The following is a 20,225-nucleotide window of genomic DNA, read 5'->3' on the forward strand; positions in this document are numbered from 1 at the left end:
GAAACGCGGCCGGCTAGCGGCCGCGAGGTAAAAGTATTGGACGCCCTATTTGCCTTGCCACACCGGCTTGCGCTTCTCGGCGAAGGCGGTGGCGCCTTCCTTCGCGTCGGCCGACGTGAAGATGTGCGCGATGAGCGGGCGCTGGCGGTCGAACATGCCGTCCTGGTCCCAGTCGCCGCCTTGCGCGACGATGCTCTTGGCGGTCTGGACAGCCAGCGGGCCGTTCTCGACGATGGCGCGGGCCAGTTCCAGCGCGCCGGCCAGGGCGCCGCCCGGCTCGGTCAGGCGGTTGACCAGGCCAAAGGCGTGGGCGCGTTCGGCGCTCAGCATTTCGCCGGTCAGGATGACTTCCATGGCGATGTGGTACGGCAGGCGGCGCGGCAGGCGCAGGAGGCCGCCGGCGCCGGCCACCAAGCCGCGCTTGACCTCGGGCAGGCCGAACTTGGCGTTGCTGGCGGCCACGATCAGGTCGGAAGCCAGCGCCATTTCGCAACCGCCTGCCAGGGCGTAGCCCTCGACGGCGGCGATCAGCGGCTTCTTGGGCGGGCGTTCGTTCAGGCCGGCAAAACCGCGGCCTTCGACGTAAGGACGCTGGCCGGACGCGGCGAATGCCTTCAGGTCCATGCCCGACGAGAACGTGCCGCCGCCACCCGTCAGGATGCCGATGCGCACGTCGTCACGGCTGTCCAGCTGGTCCAGCGCGGCGGCCATGGCCACGGCGGTTTCCAGGTTGATGGCGTTCTTGGCCTCGGGACGGTTGATCGTGATGATCTGGATGCCGTCGGTGACTTCCACCGTGATCAGGTCAGACATGGGACTGCTCCTTTTTCGCGAATTTCTCGGAATCGGGTTCCGGGTTTTATATAAGACTCAGGCTCAACCCGGAATCATACGACCATTGGTTTGCGGGTGCAGGCAAAGGCCGGCGCGTGCCCACCAGGGGCACATTCGAGGACACCCTCAGCCTCAGATGTAACGGGTACGGCCCCACCGGGGACCGCTGCGGCCGCAGGCCAGTTAAAATGCCGGGTTTCCCACGCGCAGGGCAGTTTTTGCCCGGCGGCCGAATTCCAAGAATCCTATGCTCACCTTTCAGCAAATCATCCTTACGCTCCAGGAATACTGGGACAAACAGGGTTGCGCCCTGCTGCAGCCCTACGACATGGAAGTCGGCGCCGGCACCTCGCACACGGCCACGTTCCTGCGCGCGATCGGCCCGGAGCCCTGGCGCGCCGCCTATGTGCAGCCGTCCCGCCGCCCGAAGGATGGCCGCTACGGCGAGAACCCCAACCGCCTGCAGCACTACTACCAGTACCAGGTCGTGCTCAAGCCCGCGCCCCCGGAAATCCTGGATTTGTACATCGGTTCGCTGAAGGCGCTGGGCATCGATCCCACGCAGCACGACATCCGCTTCGTCGAGGACGACTGGGAAAACCCCACGCTCGGCGCCTGGGGCCTGGGCTGGGAAGTCTGGCTGAACGGCATGGAAGTGACGCAGTTCACGTATTTCCAGCAGGTCGGCGGCCTGGACTGCACGCCCACCACCGGTGAAATCACCTACGGCCTGGAACGCCTGGCCATGTACCTGCAGGACGTGCAAAGCGTGTACGACCTGGTCTGGACGGAAGGCGCCAACGGCAACCGCGTGCTGTACCGCGACGTGTTCCACCAGAACGAAGTCGAGCAATCCACCTACAACTTCGAACACTCGTCGGCCGAGATGCTGTTTGCGCATTTCAACGACTACGAAGCCGAGGCCAAGCGCCTGATGGACGTGCCGCTGGCGCTGCCGGCCTACGAGGCCGCGCTGAAAGCCGCGCACACCTTCAACATGCTGGACGCGCGCGGCGCGATCAGCGTGACCGAGCGCGCCGCCTACATCGGCCGCATCCGCAACCTGTCGCGCGCCGTCGCGCAGGCCTACTACGATTCCCGCGAACGACTGGGCTTTCCCATGCTGGGCCGCGACAAGGCCGCCGGGGAGGCTGCATAAATGACGACGAACATCCGCCCGCTGCTGGTCGAACTGCTGACCGAAGAACTCCCGCCCAAGGCCCTGCAGAAGCTGGGCCAGGCCTTTGCCGAAGGCGTGCGCGCCACGCTGGACCGCCACGGCCTGCTGGCCGAAGGCTGCGCCGTGACGCCGTACTCGACGCCGCGCCGCCTGGCCGTCCACCTGTCCGCCGTGCTGGCGCAGGCGCCCGACCAGGCCTATGCCGAAAAGCTGATGCCCGTGAAGATCGGCCTGACCGAAGACGGCAAGGCCACGCCTGCACTGCAAAAGAAGCTGGCCGCCAAGGGCCTTGAAAACATCGACCTCGCCACGCTGGACCGTGAATCCGACGGCAAGCAGGACTACCTGGTGGCGCGCGGCACGGCCGCGGGTGCGCAACTGGCCGCCGGCCTGCAGGAAGGCATCGAAGCCGCCATCGACGGCCTGCCCATCCCCAAGGTGATGCGTTACCAATTGGCCGACGGCGTCTCCACCGTCAAGTTCGTGCGCCCGGCGCATGGCCTGATCGCCCTGTTCGGCGCGGACGTGGTGCCGGTGTCGGCGCTGGGCCTGGCCGCCGGCCGCGAAACCCTGGGCCACCGCTTCATGAGCGAGGGCGCCGTTGCCATCGCCGATGCCGACGCCTACGTTGCCACGCTGGCGGAAAAGGGCCACGTCGTGGCGTCGTTCGAGACGCGCCGCGCCGAGATCCAGCGCCAGCTGCAAGAAGAAGCGACCCGCCTGTCCGCCACGCTGGGCGACGACCCCGAAGTGGCCGCGCTGCTTGATGAAGTGACCGCGCTGGTCGAACACCCCACCGTCTACGTGGGCCAGTTCGAGGAACAGTTCCTGCAGGTGCCGCAGGAATGCCTGATCCTGACCATGCGGCTGAACCAGAAGTACTTCCCGCTGTTCGATCCGGCAACCGGCCGTCTCACGCACCGCTTCCTGATCGTGAGCAACATGCGCACCGACAACCCGGTGAACATCGTCGAAGGCAACCAGCGCGTGGTGCGCCCGCGCCTGGCCGACGCGCAGTTCTTCTTTGAAACCGACCGCAAGACGCCGCTGGCCGCACGTGTCGAACAGTTGGGCTCCATCGTCTATCACAACAAGCTGGGCACCCAGCTCGAGCGCGTCGAGCGCGTGCGCGCCATCGCCCGCGGCATCGCCGGCGAACTGGGCGGCGACGTGTCCGCCGCCGACCGCGCCGCCATGCTGGCCAAGGCCGACCTCGGTTCGAACATGGTCGGTGAATTCCCCGAACTGCAAGGCATCATGGGCGCGTACTACGCCGCCGGCGACGGCGAGCCCGCCAGCGTCGTCGAGGCCCTGCGCACCCAATACCGCAACCGCTACGACGCGCCGGTCACGCAGGACACCCTGACCGCCGCCACGCTGTTCATCGCCGAACGCGTCGAAACGCTGGTCGGCATCTGGGCCATCGGCCTGGCCCCCACCGGCGAACGCGACCCCTTCGGCCTGCGCCGCGCCGCGTTGGGCCTGATCAGCGCCTTCGAACAACTGGCCGCGGGCGGCTGGCTGAAGATCAGCCAGAACGGTCCGCTGACGCTGGACGGCCTGCTGCAGCTGGCCGCCGGCACATTCCCGGCGGACAAGATTCCGGGCGACACGCTGGCCGAGGTCCGCACCTTCATTTATGAGCGCTATCGCAATCAGCTCATCAACGACTTCGACCGCAACGCCGTCGAGGCCGTGATCGCGCTGACCCCGCCGCTGCACCAGGTGGCCGAGCGCGTGCGCGCCGCCGCCGCGTTTGCGCAGCTGCCCGAGGCCGCCAGCCTGGCCGCCGCCAACAAGCGCATCGGCAACCTGCTCAAGAAGGCCGAAGGCGAGATCGGCGCGGTGAACGACGCCGCGCTGGTGGAGCCGGCCGAAAAGGCCCTGGCCACCGCCGTGGCCGCCCTGCGTCCCAAGGCCGAGGCGCAGCTTGCCGACGGCGACTTCGCCGGCAGCCTGTCCACGCTGGCCCAGGCCCGCGAACCGGTCGACGCGTTCTTTGCCGACGTCATGGTCATGGCCGAAGACCCGGCCGTGCGCGCCAACCGGCTCGCGCTCCTGGCCCAACTGCATGGCCTGATGAACCAGGTCGCCGACATTTCCAGGCTCGCCCAGTGAAGCTCATCATCCTCGACCGCGACGGCGTCATCAATCAGGACAGCGACGCCTTCGTCAAGACGCCCGACGAATGGATCGCGCTGCCGGGCAGCCTGCAGGCCATCGCGCGCCTCACGCAGGCCGGCTGGAAGGTGGTAATTGCCACCAACCAATCGGGCTTGGCGCGCGGCCTGTTCGACATGGACACGCTGACGGCCATCCACACCAAGATGCGACGCGAGCTCGCCGCGGTAGGCGGCAGCGTCGATGCCATCTTCATGTGCCCGCACGGCCCCGACGACGACTGCACCTGCCGCAAGCCGCGTCCCGGCATGTTCGAGCAGATCGGTCATCGCTACGACATCGATCTGGCCGGTGTCCCGGCCGTGGGCGATTCGCTGCGCGACCTGCAGGCCTCGTCGGCCGCCGGGTGCTCGCCGTGGCTGGTGCTGACGGGCAACGGCGCCAAGACGCAAGCCAAGGGCGGACTGCCGGACAACACGCGCGTCTGCAACGACCTGTCGGCCGTGGCCGACGCCCTGCTGCAGGACGCGTGACCCGATGGCCCGGCTTCGTTCCTTCCTGTATTTCGTGTTCCTGGCCGTCACGGTCATCCCGTACGCCTTCGCCTGCATCCTGTGGGCGCCGCTGCCGCTGCACTGGCGCTACAAGCTCACGGTGGGCTGGCCCCGCCTGGCCATCTGGGGCGCCAAGGTCTTCTGCGGCATCCGCTGGCAGGTCAAGGGCTGGGAAAACCTGCCCGACGGCCCCGCGGTGCTGCTGTCCAAGCACCAGTCGGCCTGGGAAACCCTGTTCTTCCCGGCCTACATGCCGCGCGAGGTCTGCTTCGTTTATAAGAAAGAGCTGCACATGGTGCCGTTCTTCGGGTGGGGCCTGGCGCTCTTGCGCATGATCGCCATTGACCGCGCCAAGGGCCGCGACGCCTTCGAACAGGTGGTCAAGCAAGGCCAGACCCGTTTGAACGAAGGCCGCTGGCCGCTGCTGTTTCCCGAAGGCACGCGCGTGCCGCCGGGCCAGGCCGGGCGTTTCAAGATGGGCGGGGCGCTGCTCGCGTCGCGCACCGGCGCCGTGGTCATTCCCGTGGCGCACAACGCCGGCGAATGCTGGCGCCGCAACGCTTTCGTCAAGTATCCCGGCATGGTCACCCTGTCGATCGGTCCCGCGATAGAATCCAAGGGTCTTACCCCCGAAGAACTGAACCAGAAGGTTCAGGACTGGATCGAAGGGGAAATGCGGCGTCTCAACCCCGAAAGGTATGCCCAGCACTGATCAGCTAGAACTCCTGTTTGGTACGCAGGAAGACGACGCGCCCGCGGGCGCGCCGCCGTTGATCGCCGTGCCGACGCCGACGGCCGCCCCCCGGGCGCCGTCCGCCGGGCCCCAGGCTCACCGTCCAGACACTCCCCGGCCCGTCACGCCCGCCAACCTGTTTCCCGATGCCGCCAAGGCGCCCGCAGCCACCGGCGAGCCGCTGCTGACGCTCTCGCCCAACGCCGCCTCACGTGTGCCCACGCCCTGCCCCGACCCGCTGCCGCCCGGCGCGCGCTGGCGCGAGGTGCCCACCGAACAGCAACCCATTGGTTTCGTGCTGCTGCGCTCGCGGCGGCGCAGCATCGGCTTCGTCATCACCGACGACGGCCTGCGCGTCACCGCCCCCAACTGGGTGACGCTGACGCAGATCGACGACGCCGTGCGCGAGAAATCCCGCTGGATCCTGACCAAGCTGCGTGAATGGCATGCCCGCAAGCAGCAGCTTGCGATGGCGCACACGCGCTGGCAGGCAGGCGGCGAACTCCCGTATCTGGGCCGCCGCATCATCATCGGCGTGGGCGGCGACAGCCGCCAGGCCAATCTGTCCGGCGACGCCGATGCGCCGCAGGATGGCGACACGCTGTGGCTGGCGCTGCCATCCAATGCCGACCAGGGCCGCATCCGCGATGCGGCGCAAGCCTGGCTGCAACAGCGCGCGGGCGCCTGGTTCGGCACGCGGCTGGCCCACTTCCTGCAGATCAGCGGGCTGAAGATCCGCCGCTGGCGCCTGTCGTCGGCCGCCACCCGCTGGGGCTCCTGCACCAGCGACGGCAACATCATGCTGAACTGGCGCCTGATCCATTTCGCCCCCGCCATCATCGATTACGTCATCGCGCACGAGCTTGCCCATTTGCGCGAGATGAACCACAGTCAGGACTTCTGGCGCGAAGTGGGCCAGATCCTGCCCGACTTCGAAGACGCCAAGAACATCCTGCGGCGTCACGATCCCGCCTCGCTGCCTCAGTTCTGAGGCGCCGGGGCACACCAGCGTCTATCGCGCTCCGAGGAGAATCGAAATGTTGCTGCTGATTCCGGGCCCGGTCACGGCCGATGCGCGGGTGAAGGCCGCCATGGCGCAGGACTATGCGCCGTGGGACAACGATTTCCGAACCCTGTACCGGCAGGTCTGCGACGGCGTGCTGGCCATTGCGCAGGCCAGCGCGGACGAACACGTGGCGCTGGCCCTGCCCGGCTGCGGCCATTTCGCGGTCGAAGCCGCCATCCGGACTTTCGTGCCGCCCGGCGGCCGCGTGCTGGCGCCGTCCACCGGCGCCTATGCGGCCCGTCTGCAGAAGCTGGCCGGCGAGGCCGGCCGCGTCGCCGTGCCGCTTGCGGTGGGCACGACCGAGCGCGTGGATCCGCAAGCGGTTGCAGACGCGCTGGAACGCGACCCGACACTCACGCACCTGGCGCTGGTCTACAGCGAAACCGGCAGCGGCATCTGCCACGACGTGCCTCATCTGGCGCGCATCGCCCATGCGCTGGGACGCCGCGTGATCGTGGACGCGGTGTCCGCCTTTGGGGCCCTGCCGCTCGAACTGCGGGCCCTGCCCGCGGTCGACGCCGTGGTGCTGACCGCGAACAAATGCCTGGAAGGCCTGCCCGGCGCCGCCTTCGTCGTCGCGCGCCGCGACAGCCTGGATGCCGCGCGCGGCAACGCCGGAAGCTGGTCGCTCGACCTGGCGGACATCTATCAGCACACGCTCGCGCCCAACGCCGGGCCCCGCTTCACGCCCGCCGCGCCCACGCTGGCGGCGCTGGCCGTGGCGCTGGAACTGTTCCGCCAGGAAGGCCGCGAGGCCCGGCTGGCGCGCTACACCGCCAACATGCGCACGCTCTATGATGGCGTGATCGATCTTGGCCTGACCCCATACCTGCCGCCCGAGCTGCAAGGCCCCATCGTCGTCAACGTCCGCGCGCCGGACGCCCCGACCTGGCACCTGCAGCTCTTCGTGGACGCGCTCAAGCAGCGCGGCTATGTGATCAGCAACTTCACCAACACCGAAGAACCCACGTTCCGGGTCGGCTGCATCGGCGCCTTTGGCGCCAGTCAGATGCGGCAGGCGGTCGACGCCATGGGCGGCGCGCTGCGCGACATCGGAATCACCCGGGAACGCGCCGGAAATGCCCGGCTTTTCCCCCAACCCCTCACCGCTTAAGGAAACTTCCCATGCGTCTGCTCCACACCATGCTGCGCGTCGGCAACCTGGACAAGTCCATCGACTTCTACACCAACGTGCTCGGCATGCGCCTTCTGCGCCGCAACGACTACCCGGACGGCAAGTTCACGCTGGCCTTCGTGGGCTACCAGGATGAAGTCGATGGCGCCGTCATCGAACTGACCCACAACTGGGACACCGACAAGTACGACCTGGGCAACGGCTACGGCCACATCGCCCTGGAAGTCGACAACGCCTACGAAGCCTGTGACAAGGTCAAGGAACGCGGCGGCAAGGTCACCCGCGAAGCCGGCCCCATGAAGCACGGCAAGACGGTCATCGCCTTCGTGGAAGATCCCGACGGCTACAAGATCGAGTTCATCCAGAAGAAAGACCGCCAGGACTGACCCGGACACCGGCCATGATCCATCCCATCCTGAAAATGGGCGACCCGCGGCTGCTGCGCGTGGCGCCGCCCGTGGATCGTTTTGACACCCCTGAGCTGCACGCCCTGATCGACGACATGTTCGAGACCATGGCGGCCGCGCAGGGCGTGGGCCTGGCCGCGCCGCAGATCGGCGTGGACCTGCAACTGGTGATCTTCGGTTTCGACCGCAACGACCGCTATCCCGACGCGCCGCCGGTGCCGCAGACGATCCTGTGCAATCCGGTCATCACGCCGCTGTCGGACGAGATGGAAGACGGCTGGGAAGGCTGCCTGTCGGTGCCCGGCCTGCGCGGCCTGGTGCCGCGCTACCGCCACATCCGCTACAGCGGCCGCGATCCGTACGGCCAGCTGATCGAACGGGAAGCCGAGGGCTTTCATGCGCGCGTCGTGCAACACGAGTGCGATCACCTGATCGGGCGCCTGTATCCGTCCCGGATCCAGGATTTCACGAAGTTCGGCTTCACTGAAATCCTGTTTCCGGGCATGGACCCGAACCAGGACGACTAGGCGTTATCGGCGGGCTTTGCCGCAGCGGGGGGCTCGTTCTCCTGTTGCGGCGGTTGCGGCGATTGCGGCGGTTGCTGCGGCGGTTCCGGCTGCTGCGGTTCCGGCTGCGGCGGTTCCGGTTGCTGCGGTTCCGGTTGCTGCGGTGCCGGTTGCTGCGGTTCCGGTTGCTGCGGTTCCGGTTGCTGCGGTTCCGGTTGCTGCGGTTCCGGTTGCTGCGGTGTCGGTTGCTGCGGTGTCGGTTGCTGCGGTGCCGGCTGCTACTGCTCCTGCGCGCGAACCGGCGCCCCTTCGCCCTGCGGCGTCAGCGCCTCCGGCGCAAAATCATCCACCTGCAATACCTTCAGCACGGTCGCTTCCGCGGCTTCGAGCTGCGCCGCCTGCGCGTCCGTGATCGCCCCGCGCCGATGGGCCTCGCGCCAGTCGCGCACGTTGGACTGCCGCAGACGGTCGCGGATCGGTTGCACCGCGTCGGCCAGCGCGAAGGCGCGGGTCAACAGGCCCAACGGATCATCGCCGGGCTCGCGCTGCAGGTCGGCCGCCAGCCGCACATGCGTGGGCGACGGCTTGAGCAGCAGCTCGGCGCATTCGCGCGTGAGCGCGTCGTCCGGGCCCTTGGCCAGCCGCAAGGGCAGAATGGCCGCCCGAAGGCCCCACGACAGCGCCTTGACCGGCAAGTTGCGCAGCACCTGATCCATGCTTTTCTCGATGCTGGCGTAGCCTTGCGCCATGCACCACCGCACCAGCGGCAGGTCATCGTGCTTGCGGCCTTCGTCTTCCCAGCGTTTGAGCACGGCGGACAGCAGATAGAGTTCGGACAGGATGTCGCCCAGCCGGGCTGAGATCATTTCGCGGCGCTTCAGGCCGCCGCCCAATTGCGCCAGCGTGGCGTCCGCCAGCAGCGCAAAGCCCGACGCATACCGGCCCAGCCTCCGGTAATGGCCTGCCACCGGTCCCGAGGCCGGCGCGGGCGCCAGCATGCCGCCCGTCCAGGCGCGGCCAATCGCGCGCAGCGTGTTCATGCCCGCGTGGCGCAGATGGCGCCAGAAGACATCGTGAAAGACCTCGATGCCGCGTTCCTCGTCGGGATTGCCCAGCGCCAGGATCTCCGGCATCAGGTAGGGATGGGCGCGGATGGCGCCTTGCCCGAAGATGATCAGATTACGCGTGAGGATGTTGGCGCCCTCGACCGTGATCGCGATGGGCACGGCGCGGTACAGCGAGCCGAGGTAATTGCTGGGACCGTCCATGACGGCGCGGCCCGCGTGCACGTCCATCGCGTCGTTCACCGACGTGCGCATGCGCTCGGTGGCGTGGTATTTCATGATGCCGGACACGACCGCGGGCTTGACGCCCTGGTTGAGCGCGGCGCAGGTCAGGCGGCGCGCGGCCTCGACCAGATAGGCGTTGCCGGCCAGGCTGGCCAGCCGCTCCTGCACGCCTTCAAATTTGCCGATCGGTATGCCGAACTGCTCGCGCACCCTGGCGTACATGCCAGTGGTGTGCGCGCACATCGCCGCGGCGGCGGCCGACAGCGACGGCAGCGAAATGCCGCGTCCGGCGGCCAGCGCGCTCATCAGCATCTGCCAGCCCTGCCCGGCGCGCTCCACGCCGCCGATCAGCGCATCCAGCGGCACGAAGACGTCGCGCCCCGAGTTGGGCCCGTTCTGGAAGACCTGCATCGCAGGCAGGTGGCGGCGGCCGATGTCGACGCCGGGCGCATCCGTGGGGACCAGCGCCACGGAAATGCCGATGTCCTTGGCGCCGCCCAGGATGCCGTCGGGGTCCGACATCTTGAACGCCAGCCCCAGCACGGTGGCCACCGGCCCCAGCGTGATGTAGCGCTTGTGCCAGTTGAGCCGGATGCCGATGAGCTCTCGGCCGTCCACGACCTGGCGGCACACGACGCCGGTATCGACCATCGAAGCCGCGTCCGATCCGGCTTCGGGACTGGTCAGGCCGAAGCACGGGACTTCACGGCCGTCGGCCAGCCGCGGCAGCCAGTAATCGCGCTGCGCCTGCGTGCCGAACTGCATGAGCAGCTCACCGGGTCCCAGCGAATTCGGCACCATGACCGTGACGCCGGCGGTGATGGAATAGGCGGAAATGCGGCGCACGACCTCGGAGTGCGCGTACGGCGAAAAGCCCAGGCCGCCATGGCGCCGCGGAATGATCATGCCGAAGAAGCGCTGCGCCTTCAGGAACTCCCAGACCTGCGGCGGCAGATCGCGGCGGTTCCACGAGATGTCCCATTCGTCCAGCATGCCGCAAAGCTGCCGCACGGGGCCGTCGATGAATCGTTGCTCATCGGACGTCAACGTCGCGGGCGGCACGGCGAGGAGCTTGCGCCAGTCGGGGTTGCCCGTGAACAGGTCGGCGTCCCACCAGCTGTCGCCGGCTTCGATGGCTTCGCGTTCGGTGGCCGACATGGCCGGCAATGCATTGCGGGCCCAGCGGTATGCGGGTTCCGAAATGCGGCGCCGGCGCCAGGCGTTGAAATCCATGGGTCCCCCTGTGGTTCGCTACAAGACGTATCGGGGCAAAGTACCAGAATTGGCGCCGTGCGGCCAAGCTGCGGCTTACCGACTCTGCGACAATGAGCGTCGCCGCGCTGATGCGCAATCAACCGCTGTCCGGGCACGTCCGCATGCTGAACAAACTCTGGCTTGGATTCTTCCTTACCGCTGCCGCGGCCGCGCTGTACCGCTGGCTGGTCATTGGAGATCCCGAGGTCTTTCGCCAGATGGTCGCCAGCCTGTTCGACATGGCGCGCGTGTCCGTGGAAGTGATGGTGCTGCTGTTTGGCACACTGACGCTGTGGCTTGGTTTCCTGCGCATCGCCGAAGGCGCGGGCCTCGTCGAAAAGCTGGCGCGGTTGCTGGGACCGCTGTTCGCGCGTCTGATGCCCGAGGTGCCGCGCAATCATCCGGCCATCGGCCTCATCACGCTGAACTTCGCGGCCAATGGCCTCGGGCTGGACAACGCCGCCACGCCCATCGGCCTGCGCGCCATGCGCGAGCTGCAATCGCTCAACCCCAAGCCCGACACCGCCACCAATGCGCAGATCCTGTTCCTGGTGCTCAATGCGTCGTCGCTGACGCTCTTGCCCGTCACGCTGTTCATGTTCCGCGCGCAACAGGGCGCGCCCGATCCCACGCTGGTGTTTCTGCCCATCCTGCTGGCCACCAGCGCGTCCACGCTGGCCGGTTTTCTGGCGGTGGCGCTGTGCCAGCGCCTGCGCCTGGCCGATCCCGTCATCATGCTGTGGCTGGGCGGCGCCGCGTTGGTGCTGGGCGGGTTCATGGCGCTGCTGGCCAGCATGTCGGCGGCCGCTATCTCCTCGCTGTCCTCGCTGATGGGCAACCTGACGCTGTTCGGCATTCTGCTGGCGTTTCTGATCGTGGGCGCCTGGAAAAAGGTGCCCGTGTACGAGGCCTTCATCGAGGGCGCGAAGGAAGGATTCGACATCGCCAAGAGCCTGCTGCCCTATCTGGTGGCAATGCTTTGCGCCGTGGGCGTGCTGCGCGCGTCGGGCGCGCTGGACTTCCTGTTGGACGGCATCCGCTGGGTGGCCGCGCAGGCCAACTGGGACACGCGGTTTGTGGACGCGTTGCCCACCGCGCTGGTCAAACCGTTCTCGGGCAGCGCGGCGCGCGCGATGATGCTGGAAACCATGACGCACTTTGGCGTGGACAGCTTCCCGGCGCTGCTGGCTGCGGTGGTGCAAGGCAGCACCGAGACCACGTTCTACGTCCTGGCGGTGTATTTCGGATCGGTGGGGATCCTGCGCGCCCGCCATGCAGTGGGCTGCGCGCTGATCGCCGACCTGGCCGGCGTGCTGGCCGCGATCGGCGTCTGCTACTGGTTCTTTGGTTGACCGCAGGGCGCGGCGGCCGGCATTCACGCCCGCGCCGCGCCGCAACGCGTCCGCTTCAATCCACCAGCAGAATCTTCATCCCGTTGGTGCCACCGCTGTCGCGGTAGAAATCGCCCTTGGTCAGGATGACCCAGTCGCCCGTCTGCACCAGATTGCGCTTGCGCAGTTCGTCGATGGCGGCGTTGGACAGGTCCGCGGGATCGTAGTCCGACGGCGAGAACGGAATCGTGTACACGCCGCGGAACATGGTTACGCGGTTCTGCGTCACGCTGTGCGGGCTGTAGCAGTAGATAGGCACGCCTGAGCGGATGCGCGACATGATGAGCGGGGTGTGGCCGCTTTCGGTCAACGCGATGACGGCTTTCACGCCGGGGAAATGGTTGGCCGCATACATGGCCGCCAGCGCGATGGTTTCGTCGCAGCGCGTGAAGGTTTCGCCCACGCGGTGGTGCGATTTGGTCGAGGTGGGGTGCTTTTCGGCGCCGAGGCACACTCGGGCCATGGCCTGCACGGTTTCCACCGGGTACTGGCCCGACGCGCTTTCGGCCGACAGCATGACGGCATCGGTGTAGTCCAGCACTGCGTTCGCCACGTCGGAGACTTCGGCACGGGTCGGCATGGGGCTGGAGATCATCGACTCCATCATCTGCGTGGCGGTGATGACGACCTTGTTCAGCGTGCGCGCGTGCTGGATGATGCGCTTCTGGATGCCCACGAGTTCGGCGTCGCCCACTTCCACGCCCAGGTCGCCTCGCGCCACCATGACGCCGTCGCTGGCGCGGATCAGCGCGTCCAGGGCTTCGTCGTCGGCCACGGCTTCCGCGCGTTCGATCTTGGCAATGATCCACGCCTGACTGCCGGCGGCGGCAAGCAGGGTGCGGGCCTCGTCGATGTCGCTGCCATAGCGCGGGAACGAAACGGCCACGTAGTCCAGTTCCATTTCAGCGGCCAGCTTGATGTCGACGCGGTCCTTGTCAGTGAGGCTGGGCGCCGACAGGCCGCCGCCGCGGCGGTTGATGCCCTTGTTGTTGGACAACGGGCCGCCCACCGTGACGGTGGTGTGGACCTCGTCGCCTTCGACGCGGTCGACGACCAGCACGACGCGGCCGTCATCGAGCAGCAGCTCGTCGCCCACGCGGCAGTCGGTGACGAGTTCGGGGTAATCGATGCCCACGATGCTGGCAGTGCCCGCGTCCTTGGGATGCACGCGCGACAGCGTGAACGGCTGGCCCACCTGCAGATGCACCAGCTTGTCGACAAAGCGTGCGATGCGGATCTTGGGACCCTGCAGGTCGCCCATGATGGCGACGTAGCGGCCTTGCTTGGCGGCGATCTCGCGGACCATGCGCGCGCGTTCGCGGTGATCGTCCGCGCTGCCGTGCGAGAAGTTCAGCCGCGCCACGTCCAGCCCGGCGCGAATCATCGCGTCGATGCGTTCGGGCGACGAGGTCGAGGGTCCCAGGGTGGCGACAATTTTGGTGCGGCGCAATACAGGCATGGCGGTCCACTCTCGCAAAAACAACGAAAGCGCTATGGTACGCCGGCCGCGTTGCCACGGGTATCATGGGTGACATTTCCGACCCTCAACGCGCCCAACGACACCCGTGAAAATCGTCATCGCTCCCGACTCGTTCAAAGAAAGCGTTTCCGCGCCGGATGCGGCCACCGCCATTGCGCGCGGCGTCAAGGCAGCCTTTCCCGGCGCGCATACGGTTTGCGTCCCAATGGCTGACGGCGGCGAAGGCACCGTAGAAGCCGTCCTCGCGGCCACAGGCGGCAAGGAGCGGCAGATCGCGGTCAACGACGCGCTCGGGCACAAGGTCGATGCCGTCTGGGGACTGCTGGAAGACGGCACCGCCATCATCGAGATGGCCGCTGCGGCGGGGCTTGAATTGATTGCACCGGCAAAGCGCGACCCGATGCGCGCCAGCAGCCACGGCGTGGGCGAATTGATGCGCGCGGCGCTGGACGCGGGCGCCACGCGCATCATCCTCGGCCTTGGCGGATCGGCCACCAACGACGCGGGCGCCGGCATGCTGACGGCGCTGGGCCTGCGCCTGCTGGACGCGGGCGGCAACAGCCTGCCGCCGGGCGGCGGCGCGCTGGGACAGCTTGCCTCGATCGACACTCGCGGCCTGGACCCGCGGCTGGCGCAGGTCCGCATCGACATCGCCTCCGACGTCGACAACCCCTTGTGCGGTCCGCAGGGCGCCTCACATGTCTTCGGTCCGCAAAAAGGCGCGACGCCGGAACAGGTGCAGAAGCTGGACTCGATGCTGGGCCACTTTGCCGACGTCTGCGCCCGGCATCTGAACGCGGATCACCGCGATGCGCCCGGCGCCGGCGCTGCGGGCGGCCTGGGTTTTGCCGCCAAGGCGTTTCTCAATGCGCACTTCCGCCCCGGGGTGGAAATCGTCGCGGAACTGGGTGGCCTGGCCGACGCGGTGGAAGGCGCAACGCTGGTTTTCACCGGCGAAGGCCGGATGGACGCACAGACCCTGCGGGGCAAGACGCCCGCCGGCGTCGCCAGGATTGCGCAGCGCGCGGGCGTACCCGTCGTAGCGCTGGCCGGTTCGCTGGGAGAAGGCTACGAGGCCCTGCACAGCTGCGGCATCAGCGCCGCATTCAGTCTGGCCCCAGGCCCGATCACGTTGCAGCAGGCTTTGGTGGACGCCGAGCGCCTGCTGACCGACCGGGCGCGGGACGTGATGCAGCTATGGATGGCGGCGCAGAAACGCATGCTGTGATCCGGCACCCGGCTGCCCTCGCCGTGCATGCCGGCGACGTTGCCGCCCCGCCTTAGCGCGGAAAAGCAAAAAGGCCCCGAGGGGCCTTTTTGCATTGCCTTGTCATACAGAAAAGACGTCAATCGCGCGCCAACACCCCGGCTTCGACCAGCGCATCCGACAGGCGGATGTAGCGGTCCACCGAAATATCCTCGGCACGCGCGGTGGGCGCAATTTCAAGCGCTTCCCAGGGCACCTGCGGCGCCCAGTCAGCCAGCACCCGACGCAGCATCTTGCGGCGCTGCGAAAAGGCGCGTGCCACGACGGTTTCGAATGCACGCTCGCTGATGGGCCGCAGGCGGTCCGCCGGTAGAGGCACCATGCGCACGATGGCCGACACCACCTTGGGCGGCGGATCAAAGGCCTCGGGCGGCACGTCGAACAGCTTGTGCATGCGATAGCGCGACTGCAGCATCACGGACAAGCGGCTGAAATCGCCGGAGCCGGGCTTGGCCACCATGCGGTCGATCACTTCGCGCTGCAGCATGAAATGCTGGTCGCGGATGTGGTCGGCCCACGTCATCAGGTGGAACAGCAACGGGCTGGAGATGTTGTAGGGCAGGTTGCCCACAACGCGCAGCGCGCCGCCGAACTGCGAGAAATCCACCGTCAGCGCGTCGGCCTCGACGACCGTCAGGCGCGAAGCCTCGAACTGCTTGCGCAGGCGGGCGGCCAGATCGCGGTCGATTTCGACGGCGGTGAGATGGTCCAGGCGCTCGAGCAGCGGCCGCGTCAGCGCGGACAGGCCTGGGCCGATTTCGACCACGGCATCGTCGCGGGCGGGCGCAACCGCCCGGACGATGGACTCGACGACGCTGTCGTCGGTCAGGAAGTTCTGGCCAAAGCGCTTGCGCGCCTGGTGTTGAGACATGAAAAGCCCGTAATGCGTTTAGCGGTTGTTCTGCTGGATCTTCTGTTGCTTTTCGAGGCGGTTGTCGACGTACGCCTGCGCACGCAGTTGCTCGAGCCAGTCTTCAAAGGCCGGTTGGGCACGGCGCTCGAACAGCGTCTGGCGCGCGCGCATGCGGGCCAGATCGTCGGTCGCATCGTGATCGCGGCGTTCTTCGACCTCGATCAGGTGCCAACCGAACGGCGTCTGCACGGGTTGGCTGATTTCGCCAGGTTGCAGCGCGTTCATCGCGGCCTCGAACGTCGGCACGGTTTCACCCGGGTTCAGCCAGCCGAGTTCGCCGCCTTGCGGCGCGGTGGCGTCCTGCGAATACTGGCGCGCCATTTCCTCGAACTTGGCGCTGCCGTTCACCAGTCGCTGGCGAACCTGCTCCAGGCGCTGGCGGGCCAGTTCATCGCTCATGACGGTCGACGTCTTGATCAGGATGTGGCGCGCGCGCGTTTGAACGACCTGCGTGGGACCCTGCGGCGCCTGCGCGCGCGCGGCCGGCTGCGGAGCCGGTTGCGGAGCGGCTTGGGGCGCCGGCGCGCGAGCCGTGCGGCTGGGCGCGGGCTGGGCGGTGCCGCGGTCCATCACCTTGATGATGTGGAAACCGTTGCCGCTCTGGATGAGCTGGCTGACCTGGCCCTTCTGCAGGTTGCTGATGGCCTTGACGAAGAGGTCGGGCCAGCCGTCCAGCGGACGCACGCCCATGACGCCGCCCTGCAGCGCCTCGGGACCGTCGGACGCCGCCGCGGCAAGGCTGGCGAAGTCGTCGCCACGCTTGGCTTGCGCCAGCAGGCCTTCGGCCTTCTTGCGCAGCAGCGCCAATTGTTCGGGCGACGAGCCTTCGGGCACGCGCACCAGAATCTGCGCAAGCGCGTACAGCATGGGACCGGCGGGCGCGGCGGCCTGCTCGGGCGCGGGCTGCGGTTGCGCCTGGGGTTGCGGTTGCTGAGCCTGCGGGGGAGCCGCGCCGAAAGCCGGGTTGCGGCGTTGGTCCTTCAGGAAGGCGTCGACTTCAGCGTCGGAGATGACGATGGTCGAATCGACCGCGCGCTGACGCAGGCGATCCGAGCGGATCTCGTCACGCAGCGACTTGCGGTAACCGTCCCAGGACGTGCCGGCCTTCTCGAGCTCCTGGCGCAGTTGCGCCACGGTGATCTTGTTGCGCGCGGCGATGGCCTGGATGGCGGTGTCGATCTGGGCGTCATCCACGCGGATGCCGAGGCGGTCGGCTTCGTGGCGCTGCACGCGCTCCATGATGAGACGCTGCAGCACCTGGTGTTGCAGCGTCTGGTCGTCCGGCACCTGGATGCCACGCGATTTGAGTTCGCCTGCGATGCGCTGGGAAGCGTCGCGCAGTTCGCGCAGCGTGATCACATCCTTGTCGACGATCGCGGCAATGCCGTCCACGAACTGCTCGCCCTTGGGCGCGGGCGCTTCCTTGTTCTGCGCAGCCGGAGCGGCCTTGGCGCTGTTCGCGCCGCGGGCGGTCTGCTCGGCCGCATGAGCGGCGGGCAAGCCGGCGCACAAGGCCAGCAGCAGCGCATTGCCGGAGAGGCGGCGCAAAGAGTGCAACCTACGCATCATTCATACCTTTCAAATGTGGTCCCGGCCTGCGCGGGCGGCGTGACGCGCGTGTAACCGGGGATACTTCTGTTCAGCAGGTTCATCGGGTCGGTTCCGAGGGAACCCAGGCCCGTGAGCTCAAGCTGGAAGAACAGCGCGGAGTTGGTGTCCGCCGCCGATACGGCGTAGCGCTGGTAGACCATGCGACCCACCCAGCAGCAGTCGCCCTTGTACTCCAGGCCGGCAATGGCCTGCGTCACGCGGGGAGATTCCGTCGTGTTGGCCACCGTGCTGGACGGACCTGAACGCAAAGAGTAGTCCACCCGGCCCACGCCGTACCAGCGCTTGCTGAACGGCCACTGGACCGCCAGGCTGACCTGGTTCTGGCCTTGGGGCTGGTAGAGCACGCCTTGCTGCGGATCGCGCTGGTAACGGTACGCCAGGGCAACGGTGGTGAGACGCTGCGGCGACCAGCGCGCGCTCACGAGCCCGCGCGACCAGTTGTTGTCGTAGGGGTTGTATTGCGCCGCAAGGTCGGTGGACAGCGTATCGGTCAGGGCCGCGCTGGCGCCCACCAGGAAGTCGGAGCGCACGTTCTCGCGCGGCGTTTCGCCGGGCAGCGTGACTTCCTGGTCCTCGAAGTACAGACGTTGGGCGACGCCCAGCGACATGCGCTCGAAACCGGTGTCGGCATCCAGCCAACGCGTGGTCAGCGCCGCGGTGAGCTGGTTGGCGTTGGCGATTCGGTCCCAGCCGCCGGTGTAAATGTTTTCCTCGAAGGCCTGCGAGAAGCTGAAATCGGCCAGCGACGTGTCGAACACGGGCAGCTTGGATTGGTCACGATACGGCACGCGCAGGTAATACAGGCGGGGTTCGAGGGTCTGTGTGGAGGACTTGCCGAAAAGCGTCGCGTCACGCTCGAAGATCAGGCCGGCATCGACGGACATGATGGGCAGTGTGCGCGACTGCGAACGCGGCAGGCCGGCTGCGTTGCCGCCGTTCAAGCCGAGCGTATCCACGCCATACCATTTGGTCTGGTAATCGGTGTAGTTGACGCCGGCCTTCGGGATGATGAACCAGCCGGGACGCACGATCGGATAGGACGCCGACAGATAGGTCTGAAGACGGTCCCCGTCGGGATACCGGCTTACGGCGCCGAACTCCGGCATTTTGAAACGCACGGCCGTCGAGGTCCAATCGACATCGAAGCCGCCCCAGTCGTACCGGGCACCTCGCAGGTACAACTCGGGTTCCTTGTTGTACGGCGGAACTAGCGGCGCATCCGGATCCTGCAGCGTCTGATACTTATAGACCTGGGCATAGGTGCTCCAATAGCGGGATGCCCAGCCTACCCGGCCACGTTGCGGCAGATAGGTGGTCGAGGCCTGGTTCAGGCCCAGCTGCGAAATATCGCGGTAGTAATTGTCGTCCGAGACCCTGGCCACGTCCCAGTCGGTATAAAAACCATGCGAGAACGTCTGTTGGTGACGCCACCAGTACATCCAGCGGTCTTCGCCGGTGACATGGTCATCGGGCAAGTAGGTGCCATCGATGGTGCCCGCATAGCTCGACCCCAGATAGCGGAACTCGCCGCCCAGCTGGGTGCCGCGTTTGGAAAAGTAGCGCGGCTGCACCGTCAGGTCGTAATTGGGCGCCAGGTTGAAGTAGTACGGGATCGAAATGTCGAAGCCGCCCTGGCTGGTCGTGCCGTACGTCGGAATCAGGAAGCCCGACTTGCGCTCGCGCTTGACCGGGAAGGTCATGTAAGGCGATGCGAGGATGGGCACGTCCTTGAAATACAGCACGCCGCCGCGGGCCACGCCTTCGTTTTCGTCGAAGTCGATATCGACCGAATTGGCCTTGATGTACCAGGACGGGTTTTCGCACGGGCAGCCGCTGTACGTCACCGTGTGCAGCCGCATCTGCGACTTGCTGAAGATGTCCGCGTGGTCGGCGACGGCAAAGCCGCCCGTGGCGCCCAGCCAGAAGTTGGGTTTTTCGACTTCGCCGGAATACCGGTCCACGTTGAACGTGGCGTTCGGGCCGGTCACCAGCGTGCCGTCGCGCATCATGCGGGCGTTGCCGCGCACGTCGACCTTGCCGGTGTCCTTGCGGTAATTGATCTCGTCGCCCTTGATCACGCCGTCGATGCGGCGCACCTGCGCGTTGCCGGACAGCGTGAGCTCGTAGTCGGGGTCGCCCGAAATGGTGTCCGCTTCCATGAAAGCGGGAATGCTCTCGTCGGGCAACCGGTGCATGCGCAGACCCGGAGACGTGCGCAGCTGGGGGGTTGACGTGACCGACGGCGCGGAAGCAGCGGTGCCCGGGCTACCTTGAGCCTGGGCGGCTCCGGCGGCGACGCTGACAACAGAGAGGATCAACCACGGAACCTTGCGCACGAATGAAAACAGCCCTTTTAGACCACGGGAGAGCCGGACAAAGGCGCCCACGGGGGGGCCAATGCTGACGGAAATGAGCCGGTATTATAGAGAAGCCGCGAACAACGCCCAGCCTTATGTTCGCCAAATCGAAATTTCCGCAATTTTG

General features: G+C 67.1%; 16 protein-coding genes. 10 read left to right on the forward strand and 6 right to left on the reverse strand.

Going from position 1 to position 20,225, the window contains the following annotated elements; all coding sequences use genetic code 11:
• Positions 1-45: 45 nt before the first annotated feature.
• The gene (locus tag KW836_RS24055; RefSeq protein ID WP_218344977.1) at positions 46-813 is read right to left on the reverse strand and encodes a crotonase/enoyl-CoA hydratase family protein; all 768 of its coding nucleotides are present in this window, start codon (positions 811-813) and stop codon (positions 46-48) included.
• 268 nt (positions 814-1,081) lie between these two features.
• On the opposite strand from KW836_RS24055, the gene glyQ reads away from it, so the two are divergent.
• The 8 genes from glyQ to def are packed head-to-tail and all read left to right on the forward strand — an operon-like array spanning position 1,082 to position 8,557.
• Positions 1,082-1,993 carry a glycine--tRNA ligase subunit alpha gene (gene glyQ, locus KW836_RS24060; protein ID WP_062683440.1) on the forward strand — a complete coding sequence of 304 codons (912 nt, stop codon included), beginning with the start codon at positions 1,082-1,084 and terminating at the stop codon, positions 1,991-1,993.
• On the forward strand, positions 1,994-4,132 hold the full coding sequence (gene glyS, locus KW836_RS24065) for a glycine--tRNA ligase subunit beta (RefSeq protein WP_218344978.1): 2,139 nt from the start codon (positions 1,994-1,996) through the stop codon (positions 4,130-4,132).
• Positions 4,129-4,668, forward strand: coding sequence for a D-glycero-beta-D-manno-heptose 1,7-bisphosphate 7-phosphatase (gene gmhB, locus KW836_RS24070; protein WP_218344979.1), 540 nt, complete (start codon positions 4,129-4,131; stop codon positions 4,666-4,668). Before glyS ends, gmhB begins: the two co-directional genes overlap by 4 nt.
• A 4-nt stretch (positions 4,669-4,672) precedes the next feature.
• Positions 4,673-5,401 carry a 1-acyl-sn-glycerol-3-phosphate acyltransferase gene (locus KW836_RS24075; protein ID WP_175138872.1) on the forward strand — a complete coding sequence of 243 codons (729 nt, stop codon included), beginning with the start codon at positions 4,673-4,675 and terminating at the stop codon, positions 5,399-5,401.
• Complete coding sequence (locus tag KW836_RS24080; RefSeq protein ID WP_218344980.1) at positions 5,388-6,413, forward strand: M48 family metallopeptidase; 1,026 nt, start codon at positions 5,388-5,390, stop codon at positions 6,411-6,413. Before KW836_RS24075 ends, KW836_RS24080 begins: the two co-directional genes overlap by 14 nt.
• Positions 6,414-6,459: 46 nt before the next feature.
• On the forward strand, positions 6,460-7,602 hold the full coding sequence (locus tag KW836_RS24085) for a 2-aminoethylphosphonate--pyruvate transaminase (RefSeq protein ID WP_218344981.1): 1,143 nt from the start codon (positions 6,460-6,462) through the stop codon (positions 7,600-7,602).
• A gap of 11 nt (positions 7,603-7,613) precedes the next feature.
• Positions 7,614-8,009, forward strand: coding sequence for a lactoylglutathione lyase (gloA, locus tag KW836_RS24090; protein ID WP_063955180.1), 396 nt, complete (start codon positions 7,614-7,616; stop codon positions 8,007-8,009).
• 14 nt (positions 8,010-8,023) lie between these two features.
• Positions 8,024-8,557: a peptide deformylase gene (gene def / locus KW836_RS24095; RefSeq protein ID WP_152383492.1), complete on the forward strand. Its 534-nt coding sequence runs from the start codon at positions 8,024-8,026 to the stop codon at positions 8,555-8,557.
• Between the two features lie 257 nt (positions 8,558-8,814).
• Here def and KW836_RS24100 read toward each other — a convergent pair whose 3' ends face one another.
• The gene (locus KW836_RS24100) at positions 8,815-11,058 is read right to left on the reverse strand and encodes an acyl-CoA dehydrogenase (protein ID WP_218344982.1); all 2,244 of its coding nucleotides are present in this window, start codon (positions 11,056-11,058) and stop codon (positions 8,815-8,817) included.
• 143 nt (positions 11,059-11,201) lie between these two features.
• Between KW836_RS24100 and KW836_RS24105 the strand changes: the two genes are divergently transcribed.
• Entirely contained in the window at positions 11,202-12,431 is a 1,230-nt protein-coding gene (locus tag KW836_RS24105) for a nucleoside recognition domain-containing protein (protein ID WP_175123310.1), read from the forward strand.
• Positions 12,432-12,486: 55 nt separating this feature from the next.
• Here the strand turns inward: KW836_RS24105 and pyk are convergent, their stop codons facing one another.
• Positions 12,487-13,929 carry a pyruvate kinase gene (gene pyk, locus KW836_RS24110; protein WP_175123311.1) on the reverse strand — a complete coding sequence of 481 codons (1,443 nt, stop codon included), beginning with the start codon at positions 13,927-13,929 and terminating at the stop codon, positions 12,487-12,489.
• A gap of 106 nt (positions 13,930-14,035) precedes the next feature.
• On the opposite strand from pyk, the gene KW836_RS24115 reads away from it, so the two are divergent.
• Positions 14,036-15,178 carry a glycerate kinase gene (locus tag KW836_RS24115; RefSeq protein WP_218344983.1) on the forward strand — a complete coding sequence of 381 codons (1,143 nt, stop codon included), beginning with the start codon at positions 14,036-14,038 and terminating at the stop codon, positions 15,176-15,178.
• A gap of 118 nt (positions 15,179-15,296) precedes the next feature.
• On the opposite strand, the gene rsmA is transcribed toward KW836_RS24115, so the two are convergent.
• From rsmA to KW836_RS24130, 3 genes are read right to left on the reverse strand one after another with little or no spacing between them, the layout of a single operon-like run.
• Complete coding sequence (rsmA, locus tag KW836_RS24120) at positions 15,297-16,088, reverse strand: 16S rRNA (adenine(1518)-N(6)/adenine(1519)-N(6))-dimethyltransferase RsmA (RefSeq protein ID WP_175123313.1); 792 nt, start codon at positions 16,086-16,088, stop codon at positions 15,297-15,299.
• A gap of 18 nt (positions 16,089-16,106) precedes the next feature.
• Positions 16,107-17,699, reverse strand: coding sequence for a peptidylprolyl isomerase (locus KW836_RS24125; protein WP_175123314.1), 1,593 nt, complete (start codon positions 17,697-17,699; stop codon positions 16,107-16,109).
• On the reverse strand, positions 17,696-20,077 hold the full coding sequence (locus KW836_RS24130; RefSeq protein WP_218344984.1) for an LPS-assembly protein LptD: 2,382 nt from the start codon (positions 20,075-20,077) through the stop codon (positions 17,696-17,698). Before KW836_RS24130 ends, KW836_RS24125 begins: the two co-directional genes overlap by 4 nt.
• Positions 20,078-20,225: the final 148 nt, after the last annotated feature.

The organism is Achromobacter sp. ACM05, from assembly GCF_019218915.1.
In the GTDB taxonomy this organism is placed as follows: domain Bacteria; phylum Pseudomonadota; class Gammaproteobacteria; order Burkholderiales; family Burkholderiaceae_B; genus Achromobacter; species Achromobacter animicus.

What these genes read in the sequence shown, in the direction of transcription:
- KW836_RS24055 (WP_218344977.1), bottom strand. Translation starts at nt 813, where the DNA reads ATGTCTGACCTGATCACGGTGGAAGTCACCGACGGCATCCAGATCATC.
- glyQ (WP_062683440.1), top strand. Translation starts at nt 1,082, where the DNA reads ATGCTCACCTTTCAGCAAATCATCCTTACGCTCCAGGAATACTGGGAC.
- glyS (WP_218344978.1), top strand. Translation starts at nt 1,994, where the DNA reads ATGACGACGAACATCCGCCCGCTGCTGGTCGAACTGCTGACCGAAGAA.
- KW836_RS24075 (WP_175138872.1), top strand. Translation starts at nt 4,673, where the DNA reads ATGGCCCGGCTTCGTTCCTTCCTGTATTTCGTGTTCCTGGCCGTCACG.
- KW836_RS24080 (WP_218344980.1), top strand. Translation starts at nt 5,388, where the DNA reads ATGCCCAGCACTGATCAGCTAGAACTCCTGTTTGGTACGCAGGAAGAC.
- KW836_RS24085 (WP_218344981.1), top strand. Translation starts at nt 6,460, where the DNA reads ATGTTGCTGCTGATTCCGGGCCCGGTCACGGCCGATGCGCGGGTGAAG.
- gloA (WP_063955180.1), top strand. Translation starts at nt 7,614, where the DNA reads ATGCGTCTGCTCCACACCATGCTGCGCGTCGGCAACCTGGACAAGTCC.
- def (WP_152383492.1), top strand. Translation starts at nt 8,024, where the DNA reads ATGATCCATCCCATCCTGAAAATGGGCGACCCGCGGCTGCTGCGCGTG.
- KW836_RS24100 (WP_218344982.1), bottom strand. Translation starts at nt 11,058, where the DNA reads ATGGATTTCAACGCCTGGCGCCGGCGCCGCATTTCGGAACCCGCATAC.
- KW836_RS24105 (WP_175123310.1), top strand. Translation starts at nt 11,202, where the DNA reads ATGCTGAACAAACTCTGGCTTGGATTCTTCCTTACCGCTGCCGCGGCC.
- pyk (WP_175123311.1), bottom strand. Translation starts at nt 13,929, where the DNA reads ATGCCTGTATTGCGCCGCACCAAAATTGTCGCCACCCTGGGACCCTCG.
- rsmA (WP_175123313.1), bottom strand. Translation starts at nt 16,088, where the DNA reads ATGTCTCAACACCAGGCGCGCAAGCGCTTTGGCCAGAACTTCCTGACC.
- KW836_RS24125 (WP_175123314.1), bottom strand. Translation starts at nt 17,699, where the DNA reads ATGATGCGTAGGTTGCACTCTTTGCGCCGCCTCTCCGGCAATGCGCTG.